Raw genomic sequence first — 19642 nt, forward strand, 5'->3', positions numbered from 1 at the left:
CGGAGCATAACCTCGATGCAGTAGTCGAGATCACAGCGGGGGCCACCTTTAACCAACATCAAGCTGGGTCATTCACGCGCCGATCACATAAGCCTCGTTGTATAGATCGTTATACAGTCGACGGGCACCCGATCCACTGCGCCGAACGGGCGAACGAACTCGACCACGCCGTCATAAGACGTCAGCCTCGTCATCGATCCAGCGTGCATCCGCATCAACCACACCTGGCTCAGCTCCCTCCAGCAGACGCCCCTGCGGACTTGCTCGCGCAGTGGGTGAGCAGAAAGAACCAGATCGGGGCTGCATCCACAGACGTTCAGGTCAACGGCCTACGGTTCGCCTTCTACGGCCGCACGTCGACCACTCGACACCAAGATCGTGTGTCGTCACAGGGCTGGCAACGCGGCATGGCCGATGAACTGGTCGCAGGCCACGGCCAGGTCGTCGCCGCCTACTTCGACGCCGGCACCTCACGCCGCCTTCCGTGGCGGCAACGACCCCAAGCTGCCCGGCTCATGGCCGCGGCCTCGAGCCCAGAATCCGCGATCGATGCGATCGTCGTTGGCGAATACGAGCGCGCTTTCACCGGCTCCCAGTTCGCCACCCTGTACACCTGGTGCACCCGGCACGGCATCCAGCTGTGGCTGCCCGAAACAAGCGGTCCCGTCGATCTCGCCAATCGCGATCACCGCACACTGCTGGCACTGCTGGCCACTCAGTCACAGCGCGAAGTGCTCCGTGCCCGGCACCGAGTGCTGGCGGCGATGCACAATCAGGCCTCCCAGCAAGGCCGCTACCTCGGCGGACGGCCGCCCTACGGCTATCAACTCGTCGACGCCGGACCCCACCCCAACCCCGCTGACGCCCGCTGGGGCCGACGGCTGCAACGCCTGGCTCCCGACCCGCGAGCTGCGCCGCATGTGGCGTGGATGTTCCGGCAACGTCTGGCCGGGCACAGTGTTGCGAGCATCGCCCGGCACCTCAACGAACGCGGCGTACCGTGCCCGTCCAGCGCCGACCCGGACCGCAATCGCCATCGAACCCGAGGCGCCTGGACGCTCCGCACTGTCGCCGTCATCCTGGCGAACCCGCGCTACACCGGACGGCAGATCTGGAATCGCCGCGCCACCGAAACCAGCGGCCCAGCGTCAATGCCGGCGGTCTCGGCGAAGGCTGTGCATCCGGCACTCGTCACCGAACAGGACTTCATTTCCGCACAGCAGATCCGAGCGGCCCGACCAACCAGCGGAAGTCAAACTCATCGGTTCGCTCTCGCAGGCTTGATCCACTGCGGTGTCTGCGACAGACGGCTGGACTCGCACTGGAACCATGGACGCCCGACCTACCGCTGCCGCCACGGCCACACCAGCACCAACGCGCGGGCCAGCCGCGGCCGAAGACGCTCCACATCCGCGAGGACCATCTCGTCGACCAGATCAGCATCCGCCTCGAAGATGAAGGCAACGACTGCCACGCCACGCCGACGCTTGACCGACCAGGACGCAGACGTGTGGCGTCGGCGCTGCGCGACTCAGGAAAGATCATTGTCTACGACGGCGCCGGATGGCGGCTCAAGGAGATCGATTCAAGCTAAACTATGATCGCCCCCGGCTTCAAGATCGCGTTTCGCGATCCGTGGGGTAATACTGTGTCCGAGGGACTTGACCCCCCACACGTGGGATATCTCCCGTATTTGGCGAGATCATGCAGCCCATCGTAGCTCAGAGTCACACTGCATGCACGTCTTCCCCGCGTCTTTCCGATATCCGCTTCCGCCTCACCCGCTCGGCCGCGTCCTTGACTCCGAACTGGCTGAGGCAACGGATTCAAAACCCGTGTAGTGAGAGTTCGAATCTCTCCGGGGGCACCACCTCTGACCTGGGAAAACAGGGTCCAGAGCGAGCTAGTTTGGAGCGACGATCCAGTCCGGGATGTCCGGTTGTGTACGGCTGAAACCGGTGACTGGCGGCCAGTCGCGGTCTATTCGCGGTCTACATTTTGGCCGGATCCAGGCTCCGACGAGCCAGCCGACGACTGCCGCCGGCTCGCCCGGGTTGCCCGGCCGCTCCGGGCGCCAAGGAGCCGGAGACGACGTCGCAAGCGGCGGCGTTCGGTCCGACGCAGGGGTGACCCTGGCCCTCAAAGTCGTCGGCGGCGAAGGTAGGCCGGCGCCCGGCTCACACCCTCCCGACAAGCCATGGTCAACCTGCCTCTCCTGAAATCCAGACGCGCATAGGCAACCCCTTGCTTCAGGCAAGGACTACGGCGGCACGCCGTTGCGCCGGTCGCGGGCACGTCCCAGTCGGGAAACTTGAGGCCGCCGATCCACACCCCGGCGAAAAAGGTTGTCGCGACGTCACCTATAGTTTCGGTTGACGCAAGGACAACTCTTTTAGTGGTGGTGGGCGTGACGAGCGAGCTGAGGCTGGGCGGGGTCAACGAGGTGGCCGAACTGTTGGGGGTGAGCCGGCAGCGGGTGGCGAAGTTGCGGGTGCGGGCCGACTTCCCCGAGCCGATAGGAAATGTCTCAGGGCGCGCGGTCTGGGACCTGGGTGCCGTGAGCGCCTGGAATGCTTCCGGCTCCCGACAAGCCCCTGGCCGGCCGACGGGCGAGAGCCGCGCAAGGTTACTGGGCGGCCGCTTCCTCCTGGAAGAGAAGATCGATGGCGGAGGTTACGCCGACGTGTTCCGCGCGATCGACCGCAAGCAGACCGACTCCGTACCACAACCGGTCGCGGTTAAGATCCTTCGCGAACTGGACGACAAGACGCTCCGCCGCATGGAACGCGAACTGCGTTTGCTTTCGGGTATAGAACACCAGAACGTCATGACGATCTTGGGCAGCGGCGACACCGAGGACGGCGAGTACTTCTACGTGATGCCGCTGGCCCGCGGCAGTCTGGTGCAATACGCCGAAGAGTTCGAAGGCCTGGACAACCGCAGTCGTCTGCTGGATCTGATGAAACAGATCTGCGCCGGGCTCGAGCACATTCACCAGCAAGGTGTCCTGCACCGCGACCTCAAACCCGGCAACATCCTGCGCTTCGAGCCCGATCGATGGGTTCTCGCCGACTTCGGCCTCGCCGTCGAGGTCGCACGCGAGACCACCACCCTCACCGCGACCTTCGACGGGTTCGGAACACCCTGGTATACAGCTCCGGAGCAGTGGGCTGGTGGCGCCCGCGATGTCACCGAGCAGGCCGACATTTTCAGCCTCGGCCGAATTCTGCAAGAGCTTTACACCGGCGGACGAGGGGTCAGTGTTCCTGCTGGCGATCTCCGGCGAGTGATCTTGCGGGCCACCGCTGAGCGGCCAGAGGAGCGACACCGGGACGTGAATGAGTTCCTGACTGATCTTGAACGCGCTGTCACGTCGCAAAGCAACGCCAGGTGGGAGCCTCTTGAGGAGACCGCGGAACGCCACTTGCAGAGGTTGCGATTCGACAACACGTCCGCCGAGGACCTCGACGAGTTCCTCGACTGGGCACTCACGCTGGACCCGGAAGACAGCGAGGAAGGCGAGGCTCTCACCGACACTCTGCCCGCACTTGACTACAGCTCGATCGTGACGCTGTGGACTAGCCGCCCCATGGACCTACGTGACGTTTTCCGCGCTCACAGCGCTCGCGTCGGAAGTAGCCAGACCTTCGACTTCGGCTATTGCGATATCTTGGCTGACTTCGCGCGCAGGATGATCGCCGCGACGCGTGACAGTGAAATCCTCCAGTACGCCATCGCATCCCTCGTCCAACTCGGTCACAACCACAATCGTTGGCACGTAAAAGATGTCGTGACCGGACTCCTGCAGTCGCTGCGTGGGCAAAACGCCATCCAGGCGGCCATCGACGGTCTGCACGACACGGATACCGAAGCGCTTGCTTGGACGATCAACGACTTCTCGCTACGCTCGCTGGCCCCAGCATTGCGAAGCGCCATCCGCAATCTCCTCTGAACTAACCGCAACTGACGCGAAGGATGCGGCCGCGCGGCGGGCTGCCCCCGTCTGGCGGATCGATGACGGCCAGACCGGAAACAGCAATTACCACCAATCGGCCCCTCCGGCTCATCAGAACGGGAACCATGTGTTCGCGGCTACTCGCGGTCGAGGTCGTCCTCATCGTCTTCAGACAAGCCCAGGATGCGAGCGATCTTGCCCAGCGACTCTTCTTCAAGCCCGGCCAGCACCTTTGCATACACCTCGTGCAGCACCGCCACCGAATGTCCCGCCCACATCGCCACCTGTGCTGAGATCACGCCACCGGCGAGCCACGTCGAGACGCACGCGTGCCGCAAATCGTAGGGCCGGCGAGCGAGCGGCGACCGGTATTCCTCCGGCGTCAGGGCTGCCTTGCGAGCCTTGTCCCACACCCGGGCGAGGGTCGACTCGGCGACGTCGCCGCCGTCCATGCTCCGGAACAGCCGGCCATCGTCGACGACGCCGTACTGCTCGAGGTGCTGTTGCAACAGGGCGGTCAGGGGTGGCGGGCACGGCACCGGCCGCACCTCCCCCTTCGCGCGCTGCTTGAGCTGGCGGCGGTCCCGCCGCTGCCCGCTGTCGGTCCAGGCCGCACCGGCGATGGGCGCCGTCTCCGACACCAGCAGCTCGCCCCAGCCCTTTCCGCGGCAGCTTCAGATCGACGTCGCGCAGCATCACCGCTTCCTCGGGCCGCAGCGCCGAGTAGTACATCGCACCGAAGCACGCCACCAGCCGCGGCCCCGACGAGCGGCGTTCCACAATCACCGGCACGCCCGAGCCCCGCGGAACCCGCATCACCTTCTGGGCAGCCACCGCGGCCAGCAACCGCGGCCCCTGGCTGGTGTTGACCACCACGCGCGTGTCGATCGCCCGGACCCGCTTCGGCGCCGTCCACTTCACCTCCGGTAACCGGTTCTTCAGCAGCAGCTTCTCCTCCACTGCATATTCCAGAGCGTTGAACACCACCGCCCGCTTGCGGTAGACGGTCTTCGCTGCTGCCTCGGTACCGTCCATCTTTAGCGCCAGCTGATCCAGCACGCCCCCCAGCACCGCGAGGTCCTCGAGCCGGGACACCTTGACCGTGTTCTTGCTCAACCAGGCCAACGCAGCCTCGACCGCCGGCGGCTTCTCAGTCTCGCGCCGGAGGGTGTTGAACGCCCAGCCTGTCATGGCCCGGCGCAGTACGGCGTCGGCCGGCTTGCCACGGCGGCTGGCCAGCAATGCCAGCGTCGCCGTCGCCAGTGCGTCGGCGTTGCCGGACCGGGACTTCGCGGCGGCGCGGCGCCACTTCATGTCCACATACGCCTGCGCGAAAGGTGAACCACGGCTTGTCGTTCTCGGCGCGGGCCATCGACACCGGAAGCCCGTCGATAACCCGGAACGCCTCGCCGCTACTTTGCGCCACGACCAGTTTCGATCGGAAGCTCTCAGCCTGCTTCGACGTCGCGTAGGTCTTCGGGAACTCCTGCCCGGCCACGACCCAGCGCACGACAAAGGACTTCTTTCCCGGCTTCCCGTCCTTGCGCGGACGGCCGGTCTTGACCCGCACGTCCCAGATCCGGACATCGAAGGTCGTGTTCGTCACGCGGAGGCCTCCTCGCGCGCCGCCAGCCACCGCTCCAGCGCGGATCGCCGGAACCGCAACTGCCGGTTGGGCAGCTGCACGCAGGGCGGCGCGCACCGCTTCGCACGCCAGTCGTTGAACGTCGAACGGGTAACGCGCAGTGCGGCGCACACCTCGTCGACGGTCAGGAGATCCTCAGGAACAGGTGACTCGGCGGCGGCAGACGCACTCGAGGATTCACCCTGTGGCGAACGTACGGGTCGGTGGGCTGGCATCGGAGACCACTCCCCTGTGTCGAAGAGCTGTCTCGTTCCAACCCGCGCTCCGCGCGGCGAGCCCCGTCCGAGTCCGTCCCTCGTCCCGCGAACCCATGAACGGGCTACCGCGGTCTGGCATCTGCCTGGATTGGCCGGTGTCATCCGGACACCACGTTGCCCCCAGACTATCCAACCGCAGTGCGATCGCAACACCTAAACCGCGAGTACTGTGTGATTTCAGCACGGCCCACTCAGCGGGTTGTCACGTCCCGGAAGTTATGGAGTGGCTATCAGATCGAGCGTCCGCACCAAAGGCCGGCGGTGGGCTGTATCAGCGTGGAACCACATGGTTCTCAGAGTCCGACCGTGATGCCCGGCCGCAGGGCTCATCGCTCGGCAGCCCTCAGAAGTCCGTGCTCGTGCGACTCGAATCAGCCTCGTCGATCGGGATGAACGGTTCTCCGTCCCCCGGGTCGTCGGCAGGCTGTCCCGGGGCGGTTCTCGGATGGTCCTGGTAGATGACATCCGCGACGGCCAGGTCCCATGCCTCGGCGAGATCGTCCGCGCCGAGGATGCCCTCCCAGTCGGTTCCCATGGTGCGACCCTAGCCAGGCTCGCTGAGGCCCCTCGGGTCCGGGCCACGAGCTGGTAGGTGCGCCAGGACCAGCTCCTCCTTCGGAGTCGGCGCCGGACAGGAGACGCTATCGCCTGGCGAGTGACCGAGTTGAGCCAGAACAAGACCCTCATGAGTCCCGGTAGGCCAATGCCCATTCGAGGTCATGGGCGCAGCCGAGGGCTTGTACTGGTTCGGTGCCGGGCCTCGTGAGGTCTCCCGGAGGTCCGCAACGAGACCCGACCTGCACTTGGCCCGTTCGAGGTCTTGGGCTGAGCGCGGTTGCGTCGTCGTAAGAACCGCAGCTTGCGGTCATGATGAGCTGTGGGACTGATCGAGGTCTCCGGCTGGTGAATTTCGGGTCCTTGCGCCGGGATGGTGAACGGGGCGAACTTGGCTGGCGCGGTGAGTTCGGCCGCGAACCGGGGTCAGAGTGGCTCGCCGGCGAATCGTTTCCACGTAGCGCCAACTGGAGGCGTGCTCGCGTACTGTGCCGCGGGTTCAGCCCGCGTCCCACTCGCCCAGTTCGGCACGCAGATCCTCCACGAGCTGTTCCGACTGGATGAATCCCTCGTTGCCGAGTACGACCCGCGCGGCCGGCAACGCTTGAACGGGATCACCGACACCATTCAGGGTGGCGGCAATGCGGCGGGCGGTCCGACAGCCGTCAGCGAGATCGGCAAACGCCGGCTCTGGCTCCCAGCCGAGCAGTGCCAGATTCGCCAAAACCTGGCACTGCTCGGTGGGGAGAGCCACTGGTCTTACTGCTCCCAGCATCGCTGCCTGTTGCCAACCCGGCAGCTGGTCCGGGTCACCGCCACGGATTGCGGGGTAGAGCAGCCCCACGAGTTGGCCGACAGGATCGGGCTGCCCCGTCCACCAGGCAGGACGGGAGATGGCGAGGGCGGCCGCAGCCGGGGTCCAGTTGTCGGCGCGAGCTTGGTCGATGAGTTGCTCCGTCGTGGCGGGCACATCGACCACGTACTCGGCGAGCAGTTCGCTGATCGTTTTCGCGGCGGCTTCGATGACCTCATCGATCTCTTCCGCTGTCCCCGCCGACTCGAGTCGGCGGTCGCGCAGGGCGTCGGTCATCGCCATCGTGGAGAAGGTCTCCACGCCGGAACCTCGGGCGTACCTGCGCACAACCAGATCATCACACCACAACGGCAGGTTCTCCTGTGCCGCCAGCGTGACAGCCGCGAGCCAGGGAGTGGCGCGAACGTTGTCGGAGGTGTCCGGGGGCCACGTGGAAGGATCCACGTCTCGCACCGAACAGCGTTTGGTGAGGGCTTCGATCGCTGCGGTCCGTTCCTGGACGAAGTGGTGGTGTTCTTCGGTGCGCTGATGGAAGACGAGTCCGCCGGTGACCGGGTTTGAACCAAGTACGCCGGGGCTTCCGCCCATGCTCTGCACCTCGAGCGTCGCGCGCTGCACGTCGTGGCGGGCGGGGCGGGCGAGAACCAACTCGGAAACCTGTCCGGACATGGCGTCGGCACTGCTCAGCTGGGACAGCACCAGCAACGTGGAGAGGTCCACGATGACCGGGCGCCCCATTGCGGCAATCGCTACCTCAAGCTCGCTCTGGTGTTCCTCGTCGTCTGCCGCGACCGCAACAAGCATGCCCGCGGCCCGCTGCACCAGAGCCGAGGTATAGCTCCGCCCAGCAACAACCGCCACCATCCCCGCCGGGGCCAGTCCGCGGGCGACGTCGTCGGCCACCGCGACGAGGTCGGGACGGCCTTGTCCGCGGATGAACTCCGCGAGTTGAGCCGCCGAGTCTTCCGGCGAGGTCCCTTGCAGGATCTGTACACCGGTGGCGGCGCCGTGGATGTCCTGCAAGGACTCGATGAGCTCGAAGGCCCGCCGATGCAGCTCGCCGCGCACGACCGGGCGTTCGTCCGGCAGGTCTGGGATCGGGTCGTCAACACCGTCGGCGTCGTCGTCGGGTTCGGCCGGAACTTCCGGCGCGGAACCGCGGGTTGCCACGATGAGGTGCGTGAGCAAACCGATCGCCACCTCCGGGACGTCAGAAAACCGGGCGGCCACGTCGAGGGCCTCCTCGGCGATCTGGTCGTCCCACAGTGTGTGGGACATCGTATGTGCCCACATTCGCCCTTCATGTTCCGACCGAATCTGGGGGTGATGTCGACCGATCGTCACGGCGGCGCGAACCTCCCCCGCATTGGCCAGTTGAGCCTGGACGAGACCCCACACGATGTCATCTGGTGGCGGCGTCCGGTAAGTGATGGCTTCCGCCATGATCGACTCGACCTTGGCCCACTGCTTGGCTCTACTCGCGATGTCTGCTAGTCGGCGGGCAAGGTCAAGTCGGGCGGATGGCCGTTCGTCGCGGTGGAGGGCCTCTCGCAACGCTTCGTTAGCTCGCGCGTCCGGCGCCTGTCGGAAGAGCAGCACCGCGCGCCAGGTGAGGAATTGAGGCGCGTGAAAGCGGTCAGCCGCCAACGTGCATGCCTCGATCACCTCGTCGACGTGTCCTGCCGATTCCAATGCCTCGACGAAAAATTCGGCCGCGACGACATCCTCGGCCGCCAGGACACGCAGTAGGGGAAGCCCCTCCTCTGGACGGCGGTGGTAGGTGGACAGTGCCCGGGGCAGCCGGTCGGCACCTGGCGGGAGTACGCCGTCGCGGACGAGTGAGCGAATACGGTCGGACCGGTCCACACCGAGTACAGCCAGCCGGTACACAGCGAACACGATCGCTTCGTCATCGTGCTCAGCCTCGGCGCGCTCGAGCTCTTCTGCCCAGAGGGCCTCGGCCTCGTGTGTGGTCAGGTCCACCAGGCCGAGGCGCACTTGGGCAACTTGGTCCTCAAGGCTGCTGGTCATCCGGGCAGCGATCGATGCGACGACCTCAGGATCACCGTCGAAGTGTGCCGCGGTCAGCGCGAATCGCCGGAGGGCTGGATCGTTGGCTTCGTCGGGAGTGGCCGTTCCCAGGGGTTCTGGAAGCAACCTTCGCAGCACTGCGCTGTGTTCACCTCGCAGAATCAGCACTCGCGCCAGGTCGGCCAACAGGGTGAGTGTCGGGCCCGCCCACCGCCGGCGCTGTGTGACCGCCGCCTCCAGCAATTCAGAAGCTCGCCCAAGATCGCTGGCTTGAGCGTCGTTGGTGTTGGAACGGCGTAGACAGATTGACGCGACGCGGGCCATCGCGGTCGTGTCATCCGACTGGAGGGCGAGAGCTCGCTCGGCGTGGCGGGCTGCTCGAGTCAGGTCGTTCGCTCGCAATGCGTTTTCTGTGAGGAATCTCTGCACTGTCAGGTCGGTATTCACGCCACTGCCTGCCGCGGCCGTTACCCCGTCAATCCGCCATGGGGAGGGATCGCCCTCGGGAACCTCCAGCATCGCCTCGACGATCGCCACGACAACGTCGGCGCCGCCGTGCCGTCGCGCCTCGGCCACCAGGTCTGCTGCCCTATCTCGGTCCACGCTGGTGAGGTGGAGAGCAGCGACGGCCAGGCGGCTTCCACGTTCGTCACTGCTCTGGGCGGCCGCGACCTCCCAGGCGTCCGCGCTTTCCTGCATGGCTTCGTGATGTCCGCAGAAGGACGCCAGTGCTCGCCACGGCCACTCCGTCGCGGCCTGCATCCACTGGGGTTTCGCGGTGAGGAGCAACTGCGCGATGCCGACCGGGTTGGTTCGACCTTCCGCCAGGTGGAGGGCGACCAGCGTCGCCTGGGTGCTCACTGCGCCGTCCTGCTCGATCAGTCGGCGGACTGGGGGCGGCAATCGGTCGAGGTTGTCGTCGTATCGCTCGGCGGCGCGCTGCTCTGTGCCGCTGGCGGCCAAGCTCCAGGCTTCCGCCGCTGTGTCGAGTGTCTGGTTCGCGGGGACTTTGACCGCGTAACGCTTCGGGGTCTGGCGTTCCGTCTCAGGGTGGATCCGCTGCCAGTAGACAATGTCGCGATCCACGTCGACCAGCAAGACCATGACCGGCAGTACGTGCCCATGCCATACCTGGCGTTCGCGCGCCGAGTAGTAGAAAGACCACCCCCCTTCGACGGGCCGGCGGAAGTAGGAGGGGCCAGACTTGATCTGTACGGCGATCAGGCGACCGGTCCCGTGCCCGTTGACAGCGACCTCGACGTGCCCGTCAATTCCTTGATCGAGAGTTCTCTGCTCGCGGAAGATCCAGCCGAGGCTCCGGGAAACGACCCGTTGGACGAGCCCGACGCCATCAAGATCGGTGAGACCGGTACTGGCGCGTCCTGGCACGGCGACTCCTGCGACGGGGCGGGGTGTGACGGCTCTACTGTATTGCCCGTCACGAGCGTCACCGCGACGCGACGCATTCCGTTCCCCACACTGTCCGTGTTCGGCCCGGCCAGGGCGCACACGGCGATCAAGTCGGGGCCGAGGCACGGCTCGCAAGTTCCGGCGCCCGTCCGGCCGGAACCCACTCCGACCAGATGCGTGGGTACGACCTACAGAACCGGGAATTGCCCCTCCGTGGCGAGCACTGACGCAGATCCCGGCGCTCGGCGTGCACAACGACCACAGACCGAATCCACGGAGGGCGTTGCGAACACGTGTTCTACTATCCGGAGGCCAAGCCGGGCAGAGCGGCTTGGGCAGCTGGCCGAGGAGGTGGACGAGCTGAGTTGGCTGGTGCGGGAACGTGCGACCGGCAAGGAGTGGCATGTCGCTACGAGCGACATGGCCTGGGAGGCAGGCGGTTATGACCCAGGCCGCTTTGAAGTCCACGTAGCTGACACGCCGATCGGCGTCGATCCCGGGGACAGCCCGGAACCGAAGAGAACGCCCGGCTGAGGTGCCTAACCTGCAGGGCACCGTTCCCAGGCGGAAGGCTGGCGGGCCGACTCGACGGAAGATCCACCTGCCGTTCGAAGCCGGTCAGCTGCTTTCCGCAGCAAAGGACTCACGGTGCTCCCTGCGGGATAACCATCCACGACTGCAGTTCGTCGTCGTCCCGCCCGCCGTCCAGCTGGGACCAGCCAGAGTCAGCTGTGCCGGGGCGCCACGATCTACGACCAGGTCAGGCTGTCGCTGTACCCGGTCGAGGGGTGCTGCTCAGTCTGCACGTCGACCTCGTGTCCGGCGCCGTGGTGTGGGACGGGTGCTGGCACGCGCGGCAGCGGCTCGTGGTGGCGGGTTCAGCTGGAGCGCCAACCGACCGGACGAGCCCGATGCGGCAGCGTTCTGGACTCGTGTCGGAGCGCCGCGCGCGCCGGCGAGCCCGTGCTCGCATCAGGAAGCCGCTGGACTGCGGATCGAACCCCTCTGGCCGAAATGGTGGTAGGCCCCGGCTATTGAAAGTCTACGAAGGAGGGGTTTGGCGCTGCTGCGCCGGGTTTGGGTCTCCCTCGTGATCGGGCTCATCAGCGCGACGGGGTACGCCATGCTCAGCCGGGTCGAATACGCGCCCGTCGTCATATACCGCATCGTCGAAACAGGCCACGCCGCCGAACTGCGCCCCGCCGAACCCGGTGTAGCCACCGAACACCGCCCTGCCGAACCCGGCGTCGCGGCGGAACACCGCCCCGCCGAACCCGGCGTCGCCACCGAACCTCGCGTCGAGGAACGCTGCGCTACCAGCGAACACGGCCCCACCGAACCCAGCGCCGCCACCGAATACCGCCGCGCCGAACCAGGCGTCGTCGCCGAACGCCGCCGTGCCGAACCAGGCGTCGCCGACAAACTCCGCCCTGCCGAACCCGGCGCGGCAATCGAACTTCGCCCTGCCGAACCGGGCGTCGCGAGCGAACTTCACCCCTTCGAACCGGACGTCGCCGACAAACTTCGCGCCGTCGAACCCAGCGCCGCCGCCGAAAACCGCCCTGCCGAACCCGACGTCGCCACCAAACTCCGCCTCATCGAACCCGGCGTCGCGACCGAATTCTGCCCTGCCGAACCCGGCGTCGCCGCCGAACACCGCCCCGCCGAACCCCGCGCGGCTACCGAACTTCACCCCGTCGAACACGGCGTCGGCGCCGAACACGGCTTCGCCGAACCTGGCGTCGCGATCGAACACCGCCCCGCGGAAATCTGCGCCGCCACCGATCTCCGCCCCGCCGAACACGGCGTGGCCGCCGAATACTGCCCTGCCGAACCTGGCATCGTCACCAATCTTTGCCTCGGCGAACACGGCGTCGCCAGCGACCTTCACCCCCTCGAACACGGCGCCGCCCCCGAACACCGCCCTTGCGAACCGAGCGTCGCCACCAAACTTCGCCCTGCCGAACTGGACGGAGCCGCCGAACTTTACGTCATCGAACCAGGCGTAGCCGCCGAAGTCCGCCAAACTGAACAGAACGTTGTCGCCAAACGTCGCACCGCTAAACGCGGCTCGGCCACCGAACTTTACCTCGTCGAACCGAGCGTCGGCGGTGAAGGTCGCGCCGTCGAAGTGGGCGTCGGTGGTGAAGGTCGCGCCGTCGAAGTGGGCGTCGGTGGTGAAGGTCGCGCCGTCGAACTGGGCGTCGCCGGTGAAGGTCGTTTTTCGGAATGAAGCCTTGGCGACGGTGCAGTCGGCGAGGGAGAAGTCGATGAGAGTGGCGCTGGTGAGGTCGATGTCGATGTCGGGCCAGAAATCGTCTCGCGGGTGCTCGGGGTCTGGGCCGGGTTGCAGGTGCTGGTGCAGGACGCGTTGAGCGGTGAGACGTACTTCTCGTTCTTGCAGCTGAGCTTCACGGGCGCTGTTGCCAGGCGGGGTCGGGGGTGTGCGGGGGCGGTCGGTGGATTTCATCAGGGGACGACGCACTCCCAGCGGCCGTGATCCGGCGGTGTCCGACGGTAGAGTGTAGGGGCTCCGCAGGTAGGCGCAGATCACGTTAACCACGGTTTGCTGCCGATTGGGGTCGTCTTGCGCGACCTGTTCGAGGGCGTAGAGGCCGCCGTGGCGGACTGCGGCCTCGGGGGAGCCGAGTTGCTCGACGGCTTTGAGGTACAGCTCGTTCTGCCGCCGCTGGGCGGCGTCGTGTTCGGTGCTGAGGGCCACTCTCACTTGGTGAGCCATCGTGGCTGTGTGGACTTCCTGCTGGTGGGCGAGGGTGCGTTCGGTGGAGTCCTGGCGCCGCCAGGCGAGGTACAACGCGACCACACCACCGCTGCCCACCCCGATACTCAACCCGATCTTGAGCGCGTCCAGCCGTGCGGTCACCAACTCGGCGCCGTTAAGCCCGCGAGTCGCTGGCCACCACAGCACCACCACCACGGCCGCGGTCAGGACCGCGATCACCGCAGCAGTCAGCCACATCGCCCTCGGTGAGAGCTCCCGCAGGCGGTCCCGCCGCGCGGTGGTGGCGGACGGCGGCGCAGCGGGAACGCCCGGACTCGGGGGCGGTGGCGTGACGTCGTCGGTCATGCTCATCTACGTCGCTGAGGCCGGCCACGATGTTGCAGACCACCTCAAGGGCGTGCACAGCCGTTCGATCCCCACGCCGAGCCTCGTCATCGTCGCCCGCGATGCCCGGTGGCCTCACCTACGCGCGACGCCAGCTTCAGCCGTAGGACCCACCCATCGGGCGACGGCAGCTTCTGGAGCATGTCACGAGGTGTTGGCGGTCGTCACCACGCAGATGGGGTCAAGACCAGCGATGTCGTACTCGTCGTCGTTGTCCAGGTCGCAGCCGACCAAATCCACACGCTCGTGCCGCGGCACAGCGTAGATAGCGATCGGTGAGCCGGCAGCGGTGTAGTGCGGACACACCGCCGCAGTCAGTCGCCCGCAGCGCAGCGAGCAGACAGCACCGCCGTACATCTCCGCCATCGTGCTGACCTGCTCGACCGGTGCGAGCACGTACACGATGTCCGTCCGCGGCGTTCCGCACAGCTGACACAGGTCCTCGGTGCGCATGCGTCCGGCTCGGTGGTTGTCGAACTTCCACGGATCCCAGCCGCCACCGCGGGTGCCCGGTCCACTGGCGGCCAGCCACGGTTGCGGCCGCGACTGCGGACGCTGCGGCAGCAGAACACCAGTGTGGTCAAGGTCAGCGGTGCACTGCGTCCGCGGTCGAGGCCACCGCCCCTCAGCCGCATCGTCATCAGTGACTTCTGCGCGGTCCAGAGCCCGCAGGTGCACGTCCGCCGTCACGTACTCTCCCCCGTTCTCCGTGCCCGCGGCCGCTGCCGCTGCCGGTCGACGCCACGACCGAGACGCAGGTTAACCGAGCTGACATCGGCACCGGCGGCGTGGCCGCACGGGATCTGTTACCTGCTTGGTTCGGCCATCGAGGCCGACCCGACAACCTGCCACGACCAACAGAGCATCAGTGGTTTTGTCCCTCCTGTGGATACGGGACCGTTGACGGCGCCCAAGGCAGCGGGACCGGCCATGGGCATCGACGCGACTTGGCCGACGTCTTCGACGTGTCCTGGTTCACCGGTTTCCCCCGCAGCGGTTTCACCGCTGCATGTGTCGACAGGCAGACTCCATGAAATTTCGGTCGAGGAGTCCAGCTCACTGAGACGCCGGCGGCCGGTCGCAGGCAAGAGAAGCCCGAGCTTGTGAAGATCGCGAAGGTGGCAGGTTTCTCTGCGGACGTGCTGCCGATCCGCTCCCCCGCGATCCTCGGGGCAAAACGCCCCGGCAGCACCGTCTCATTCCAGGTGTTGGCTCACTGCCGCCTCGTGAATGACGGTATACAGGCCGACGGCGACCCGAGCCCCCGGCCCTGGGTCTCGATGGCCGAGGCGCTCGGCTGGCCGGCTGGGCTCGTCGGCTTCCCGCGGCTCGTCGACCCGGGCGGCCGGGCCATCACGATCAACGGCACCGAGTACTGTGCCCGCGACCTCCGCGGCACCGACCGGCCGAGCTTCACCGTCACCGAGAAGGCCCGGAGCTGGCTCCGCTGGCCCCAGGACGGCGGGGTCGACTCGGAGCCGGTCCGCGTCACCGTCGAGGAGGCCGCCGCCCTCCAGACCTTCCTCGCGGACCACCCGTGGCAGGGCGTCCGGACCAAGGCGTTCCAGCAGATCGGCAGCGCGATCCCGCCGGTCCTGGCCCGTGTCATCCTCGCCGACGTAACCGCTTGACGAATGGTCATGATCGCCAGTTTCGAGATACAACCGTTGCTGGCGATCATGCCGATGTGCATGGCACCCTTCATATGCAGCACAGTGTCCGCAGAGCACTGAACACCGTCGCCACACAGTGTGGCATTCATTCTGTGCTATCCGGACGGTTGCTATAGCACACTGCGACCGTACGGCCCCAGTAAGCCGCGCCCGCCCCCTACAGCCGCCGAATCGAGATTTGCGTCTGGGTTATGAGCAACGTGGCCTGACTAGCTGTGAGCTACCGGAGCCGGGTCACCTTTGGACGTCGACAACAGGTCGCGATCCGCTCATTGGCACGGTCTACTTTCGGCCGGCGAACGGGCTCCGGGTTCGTAACCGGCCAGCAAGGGCCAACTGTGTTTGACCTTTCCGTATACATGATCATTTTAGTGGCCGTACTCTCCGCGCTCTCCATCGCTTCCGCCTGCTTGGCCAGGGGAATTGCCAACGGCTACATCCGAGTCAAGTTCGGACCGTTTGTGTTCGAGTTCGGCAGGCCGCCGGAGGCAAGCGACGACAAGTTGCCCGCCAAGCCGGCGAGCACCGAGATAGCGGAAGAGGAGCCTGGCTCTGCTGGTAGCTCGGGCCCATAGCCAGCGCGCGAAGTGAGCAGCCCCGGGAGGTCGCGCAGACCTCCCGGGAATGCCTAACTTTCACAGCGAAGAACCCCACGCCACCGACGTCTTCGGCGGCGCCGGAGGATGGGACGTAGCGGCCCAGCAGCTCGGCCTCGCCGCGCTCGGCGTCGAATGGGACGCCGCCGCGTGCATGACGCGCCGAGCGGCCGGCTCCTCACGGTCGAGGGCGACGTCCGCGACTTCCACCCGCTCGACTTCGACCGCGTCGCCGACTTCATCGCGTCCCCGCCCTGCCAGACCTTCTCCGCGGCGGGAAGGGCGCGGGCCGCGCGGCGCTCGACACCGTCGATCAGCTCGCGAAGACGCTGGAGGGCCGCCAGGTCGTCGACTTCTCCGTCTTCGCCGACGAGCGGACCGGCCCGGTCCTGGAGCCGCTGCGCTGGGTCCTCGCCGCGCTCGACCACGACCGGCCCTACAAGTGGCTCGCCTTCGAGCAGGTCCCCACCGTCATGTCGGTCTGGGAGTACATGGCCGAGATCTTTCCAGCGCGAGGGCTACACCGTCGCGACCGGCAAGCTCTCCGCCGAGCAGTACGGCGTACCCCAGACCCGCAAGCGTGCCTTCCTCATCGCCCGGCTCCACGGCGACGTCGCCCTCCCGGCGCCGACGCACCGGCCGGGCAAGCGCGAGGTCGGCAAGCACGAGAGCGACCAGGACCTCCTCCCGTGGCTGAACATGGCCGACGTCATCGACTGGGGAATGACCCACCGGCCCTACCCGCCCATCGCCTCCGGCACCACCGGCGGCCCGGACCGGGAGAAGGTCGGAGGCTCTGGCGCCCGCAAGCCGATCTACGCGGAGAAGAACGCGGGCCGCTGGATTTCCAACGCGGCCGACGACGCCCGAATCTCGATAGAGGAGGCCGCGGTCCTCCAGCCCTTCCCGCCGAACTACCCCTGGCAGGGCTCAGGCACGAAGATCTTCCAGCAGATCGGCAACTCCGTCCCGCCCCGCCCGCGCCGTCCTGTCCGCCGTCATCCCGCGAACTGCGATGGCCCCTTCTCACGAAGCCGGTGAGCTGAGCCGGGTTGTGTCAATAACGTTACGGACCTGGGGTAACGGGCGGGCGGCCGGGCTCGACAACTGAAGGGTTCCCGTTCGAAAGGAGGGGTCGGCCATGACCGCTGTGCGCTTCTCATGCGGTGCCACGTCTGTCGAGGAACTGCGCGAACTGGAGAAGGATCTGATCGCGCTCGACGGCACGCAGGTCCGCGAGTCCGGGGTACCTGCCGGCGCGGCGCTGGCCGACGTCATCGTTGTCGCGATCATCACCACCGGGACTCCGGTGGTGGTCGAGGCGATCAAGAGCTTCGGCAAATGGCTGCGGTCCCGGCGGTCGCGTGGGAGCAGGGAATCCGACAAGCCGGTGCGCGTGCTGGTCGAGGGCCTGCGTGGGTCGTGCACGATCACCATCACGGCCGAGATCGACCAAGCGGAACTGGATCTCGCGCCGCTGGGCATGATCACGAACGTCCGCGAAGCGGGTTGACCGCGCCGGTGGACTACGACCCAGAGGCCCACTTCCGTTACATCCTCGGCAGCGAGCGCGGTTCGCTGAGCTACAGCACCGGAATCGTTCGGGTCCAAAGCCTCGAGACCACGGATTGGACGGGCGAGCCGGACTCGAACGATCTGACACTGCTGCACGAGATGGTGCACCAACTCCACGCGTTGACGACTCCCTTCCTCTTCGCCTACTGCGAGGACTACCGCCATCTGCTGTCGGAGTTCATCCGCTGGCTCCAGTCTGGCCGGCCCGACGAGTTCATCGGTCGGCTCCGGCGGGAGCTTGCCGTACTGGAACAGGCCATCGAGGACGAGTCGGGGGCCGATCCGATCGACGGGCTGGGGTTCTCCGCACGCCACCTGATCGAGGGCGCCGCCAGCGTCGAGCCACTCCGACCGCTCGCGAGTTCGGAGGGCGCGGTCGCCTGTCTCGAACGGCTCCGGTCCTGGGTCAACGAAGATCCTGTCTACCTCAGGGCAATCGACGCCCTGTGTCGCCTGCTCGGGCCGGAGCACGGGCTGCGCCTGTTCTCCACGCTGGTCTTCGCCGCTCTTCACTACGGGCGCCCCGGCGAGGCGTTCGCGACCATGCTGCGGCAACTGAACGAGGATCCGATCCGGTCACGCCAGATGAAGCCCGCCGATGTGCTCGAGTCGTTCCTGCCGTTCGACTCGCTGATTCTGCGCTTCGCCAACGGCCACAAGATGTCGCGAACACCGCAGTGGAACACCGCCGGCATGATGTTCGCCAGGTCCGGCCCGATCGCAGCCGCCCATCTCGTGGCGGCGAATCCGTCCAGCATGCTGTTCGGGTCCAACTACGGCTCGGCGCTGGGCGAGGACGCGGGCCGAGCGCTGACGCCACCCCTGACGATCGCGGAGGACGGGCGGATCAGGATTGCCGGTGTCCTCTTGGGACTACCGGAGAATGAGCAGCGGGAGGTGGTGCACATCCTGACAATCGCTGACGAGTTGACCGGGGTGATGGTGCGACTCGGCCAGCCCCACCGGCAGATCCGCAACGCGTGCACTCACCTGACGTGCCCGGAGCACAAGGGCCACCTGTGCTCGCTGGCCTATCCGCCGCCGAACAACGGCCACTGGTCGGACTGCGAGTTCCGGAAGCGGTTCCTCGAGTACGTGGGGATGAGCCTCGGCGACTTCGCGGACCGGTACGGGCTCGTCTAGGCCAGCCGCGCAGGTCGGCTAACGTGGCGGTGAGCAGGGCGGCGCCGTCGGCGATGGCGCGTTCGCTGAGCCTGCCGTAGCCGAAGAGCAGGCCGGGTCGGCCGACGGCCTCAACGACCCAGTCTCCGGGCTGAGCGATCTCTACTCCCATCGAGCATTCCGCAGAAGGTCACGGATGCACTCGTGCGCCCAGCGGATCACCGGCCCGTCCACCTTCAGCCTCAGCGAGGTCGAGACTGCAGCAGATGCGGTCGCGCTCTGACTGAACAAGGCGTGGCAGATCTGCGACTTGCGCTGCGTGACCGCCGATGGCGGGGTAGCGCCCGGGATCGCACGAAGGGGATCGTCCAGCCGACCAGTCAAGGCCAATGACGACGGCGTGACCGCTGCTGCTCCACTCGCCGTTGACATGTATGGGCTGCACCCGCGACAGGCAGGGTCCAGTTCTGTCTTCCTCGATGAGCATCGTGGGCCGGCACCTCAGCCGACGAGCATTCGCGAATGACGCTCATCTCGTTGTATGTTCGCCGAGCGTAGTCATCGGTTCGGCCTGGTCCGCGCCGAGGTCATGCCATTTCTCCCAGGCGGCTTGCTTGCTCAGGTGGAGAGCTGTTGCGATCTCGGCCCAGCTGCGGTTCTCCCGGCGGGCAGTGGCGACCGCATTGAGTTCGGCGGTGTCCAGCAGGGCCCGCACGAAGTGGATGTCTTCGAGCGCTCGTAGTGCAGCCTCTCCGGTGTCCGGGTGCCCGGGGGACGCAGCCGGGTCACGTTGATGCCAGCCGTTGAGCCGCTGCCAGGCACGACGGCCGTCCTGCCACCGAGATCTGCTACCCATAGCCGTCAAGATACCCTGACAGCACC

14 protein-coding genes and 1 tRNA gene are annotated in these 19642 nt (G+C 66.6%); 7 read left to right on the forward strand and 8 right to left on the reverse strand.

Annotated features, from left to right (window positions below):
• Positions 1–260: 260 nt before the first annotated feature.
• From HUT10_RS10065 to HUT10_RS10075, 3 genes are all read left to right on the forward strand, one after another.
• The gene (locus HUT10_RS10065; protein WP_254896795.1) at positions 261–1601 is read left to right on the forward strand and encodes a recombinase family protein; all 1341 of its coding nucleotides are present in this window, start codon (positions 261–263) and stop codon (positions 1599–1601) included.
• A 192-nt stretch (positions 1602–1793) separates the two neighbouring features.
• Positions 1794–1870 (forward strand) — tRNA-Leu (locus tag HUT10_RS10070).
• Between the two features lie 537 nt (positions 1871–2407).
• A complete protein-coding gene (locus HUT10_RS10075; RefSeq protein WP_217709576.1) occupies positions 2408–3952 on the forward strand; it encodes a serine/threonine-protein kinase in 1545 nt (514 codons plus the stop codon).
• A 140-nt stretch (positions 3953–4092) separates the two neighbouring features.
• On the opposite strand, the gene HUT10_RS52150 is transcribed toward HUT10_RS10075, so the two are convergent.
• The 7 genes from HUT10_RS52150 to HUT10_RS10115 form a co-directional block, all read right to left on the reverse strand.
• A complete protein-coding gene (locus HUT10_RS52150) occupies positions 4093–4596 on the reverse strand; it encodes a hypothetical protein (RefSeq protein WP_368660751.1) in 504 nt (167 codons plus the stop codon).
• Positions 4597–5105: 509 nt separating this feature from the next.
• Positions 5106–5561: a hypothetical protein gene (locus HUT10_RS52155; protein ID WP_176170940.1), complete on the reverse strand. Its 456-nt coding sequence runs from the start codon at positions 5559–5561 to the stop codon at positions 5106–5108.
• Entirely contained in the window at positions 5558–5959 is a 402-nt protein-coding gene (locus HUT10_RS52160; protein WP_368660752.1) for a helix-turn-helix transcriptional regulator, read from the reverse strand. The genes HUT10_RS52155 and HUT10_RS52160 overlap by 4 nt, the downstream gene beginning before the upstream one ends.
• A 241-nt stretch (positions 5960–6200) precedes the next feature.
• On the reverse strand, positions 6201–6392 hold the full coding sequence (locus tag HUT10_RS10100; RefSeq protein WP_176170942.1) for a hypothetical protein: 192 nt from the start codon (positions 6390–6392) through the stop codon (positions 6201–6203).
• Between the two features lie 519 nt (positions 6393–6911).
• A complete protein-coding gene (locus HUT10_RS10105) occupies positions 6912–10646 on the reverse strand; it encodes a DUF4365 domain-containing protein (protein ID WP_176170943.1) in 3735 nt (1244 codons plus the stop codon).
• A gap of 1063 nt (positions 10647–11709) precedes the next feature.
• Entirely contained in the window at positions 11710–13755 is a 2046-nt protein-coding gene (locus tag HUT10_RS10110) for a pentapeptide repeat-containing protein (RefSeq protein WP_176170944.1), read from the reverse strand.
• Positions 13756–13938: 183 nt separating this feature from the next.
• Positions 13939–14484 carry a hypothetical protein gene (locus tag HUT10_RS10115; protein WP_176170945.1) on the reverse strand — a complete coding sequence of 182 codons (546 nt, stop codon included), beginning with the start codon at positions 14482–14484 and terminating at the stop codon, positions 13939–13941.
• A 536-nt stretch (positions 14485–15020) separates the two neighbouring features.
• Between HUT10_RS10115 and HUT10_RS10120 the strand changes: the two genes are divergently transcribed.
• The 4 genes from HUT10_RS10120 (at position 15021) to HUT10_RS10135 (ending at position 18781) form a co-directional block, all read left to right on the forward strand.
• Positions 15021–15425 carry a DNA cytosine methyltransferase gene (locus tag HUT10_RS10120; protein ID WP_176170946.1) on the forward strand — a complete coding sequence of 135 codons (405 nt, stop codon included), beginning with the start codon at positions 15021–15023 and terminating at the stop codon, positions 15423–15425.
• Positions 15426–16213: 788 nt separating this feature from the next.
• Positions 16214–17104 (forward strand): DNA cytosine methyltransferase, encoded by an 891-nt coding sequence (locus HUT10_RS10125; RefSeq protein WP_176170947.1) that lies wholly within the window; start codon positions 16214–16216, stop codon positions 17102–17104.
• Positions 17105–17204: 100 nt separating this feature from the next.
• On the forward strand, positions 17205–17576 hold the full coding sequence (locus tag HUT10_RS10130) for a hypothetical protein (protein ID WP_176170948.1): 372 nt from the start codon (positions 17205–17207) through the stop codon (positions 17574–17576).
• Positions 17577–17584: 8 nt separating this feature from the next.
• Entirely contained in the window at positions 17585–18781 is a 1197-nt protein-coding gene (locus HUT10_RS10135) for a hypothetical protein (protein WP_176170949.1), read from the forward strand.
• 508 nt (positions 18782–19289) lie between these two features.
• On the opposite strand, the gene HUT10_RS10140 is transcribed toward HUT10_RS10135, so the two are convergent.
• Positions 19290–19616 carry a hypothetical protein gene (locus HUT10_RS10140; RefSeq protein WP_176170950.1) on the reverse strand — a complete coding sequence of 109 codons (327 nt, stop codon included), beginning with the start codon at positions 19614–19616 and terminating at the stop codon, positions 19290–19292.
• Between the last annotated feature and the right edge of the window lie 26 nt (positions 19617–19642).

The sequence above is a fragment of the Amycolatopsis sp. Hca4 genome (assembly GCF_013364075.1).
Taxonomy (GTDB): Bacteria; Actinomycetota; Actinomycetes; order Mycobacteriales; family Pseudonocardiaceae; genus Amycolatopsis.

Excerpts from the sequence above, each read along its gene's own strand:
- HUT10_RS10140 (WP_176170950.1), bottom strand. The coding sequence starts at position 19,616 with ATGGGTAGCAGATCTCGGTGGCAGGACGGCCGTCGTGCCTGGCAGCGG.
- HUT10_RS10100 (WP_176170942.1), bottom strand. The coding sequence starts at position 6,392 with ATGGGAACCGACTGGGAGGGCATCCTCGGCGCGGACGATCTCGCCGAG.
- HUT10_RS10130 (WP_176170948.1), top strand. The coding sequence starts at position 17,205 with ATGACCGCTGTGCGCTTCTCATGCGGTGCCACGTCTGTCGAGGAACTG.
- HUT10_RS52160 (WP_368660752.1), bottom strand. The coding sequence starts at position 5,959 with ATGACACCGGCCAATCCAGGCAGATGCCAGACCGCGGTAGCCCGTTCA.
- HUT10_RS10110 (WP_176170944.1), bottom strand. The coding sequence starts at position 13,755 with ATGACCGACGACGTCACGCCACCGCCCCCGAGTCCGGGCGTTCCCGCT.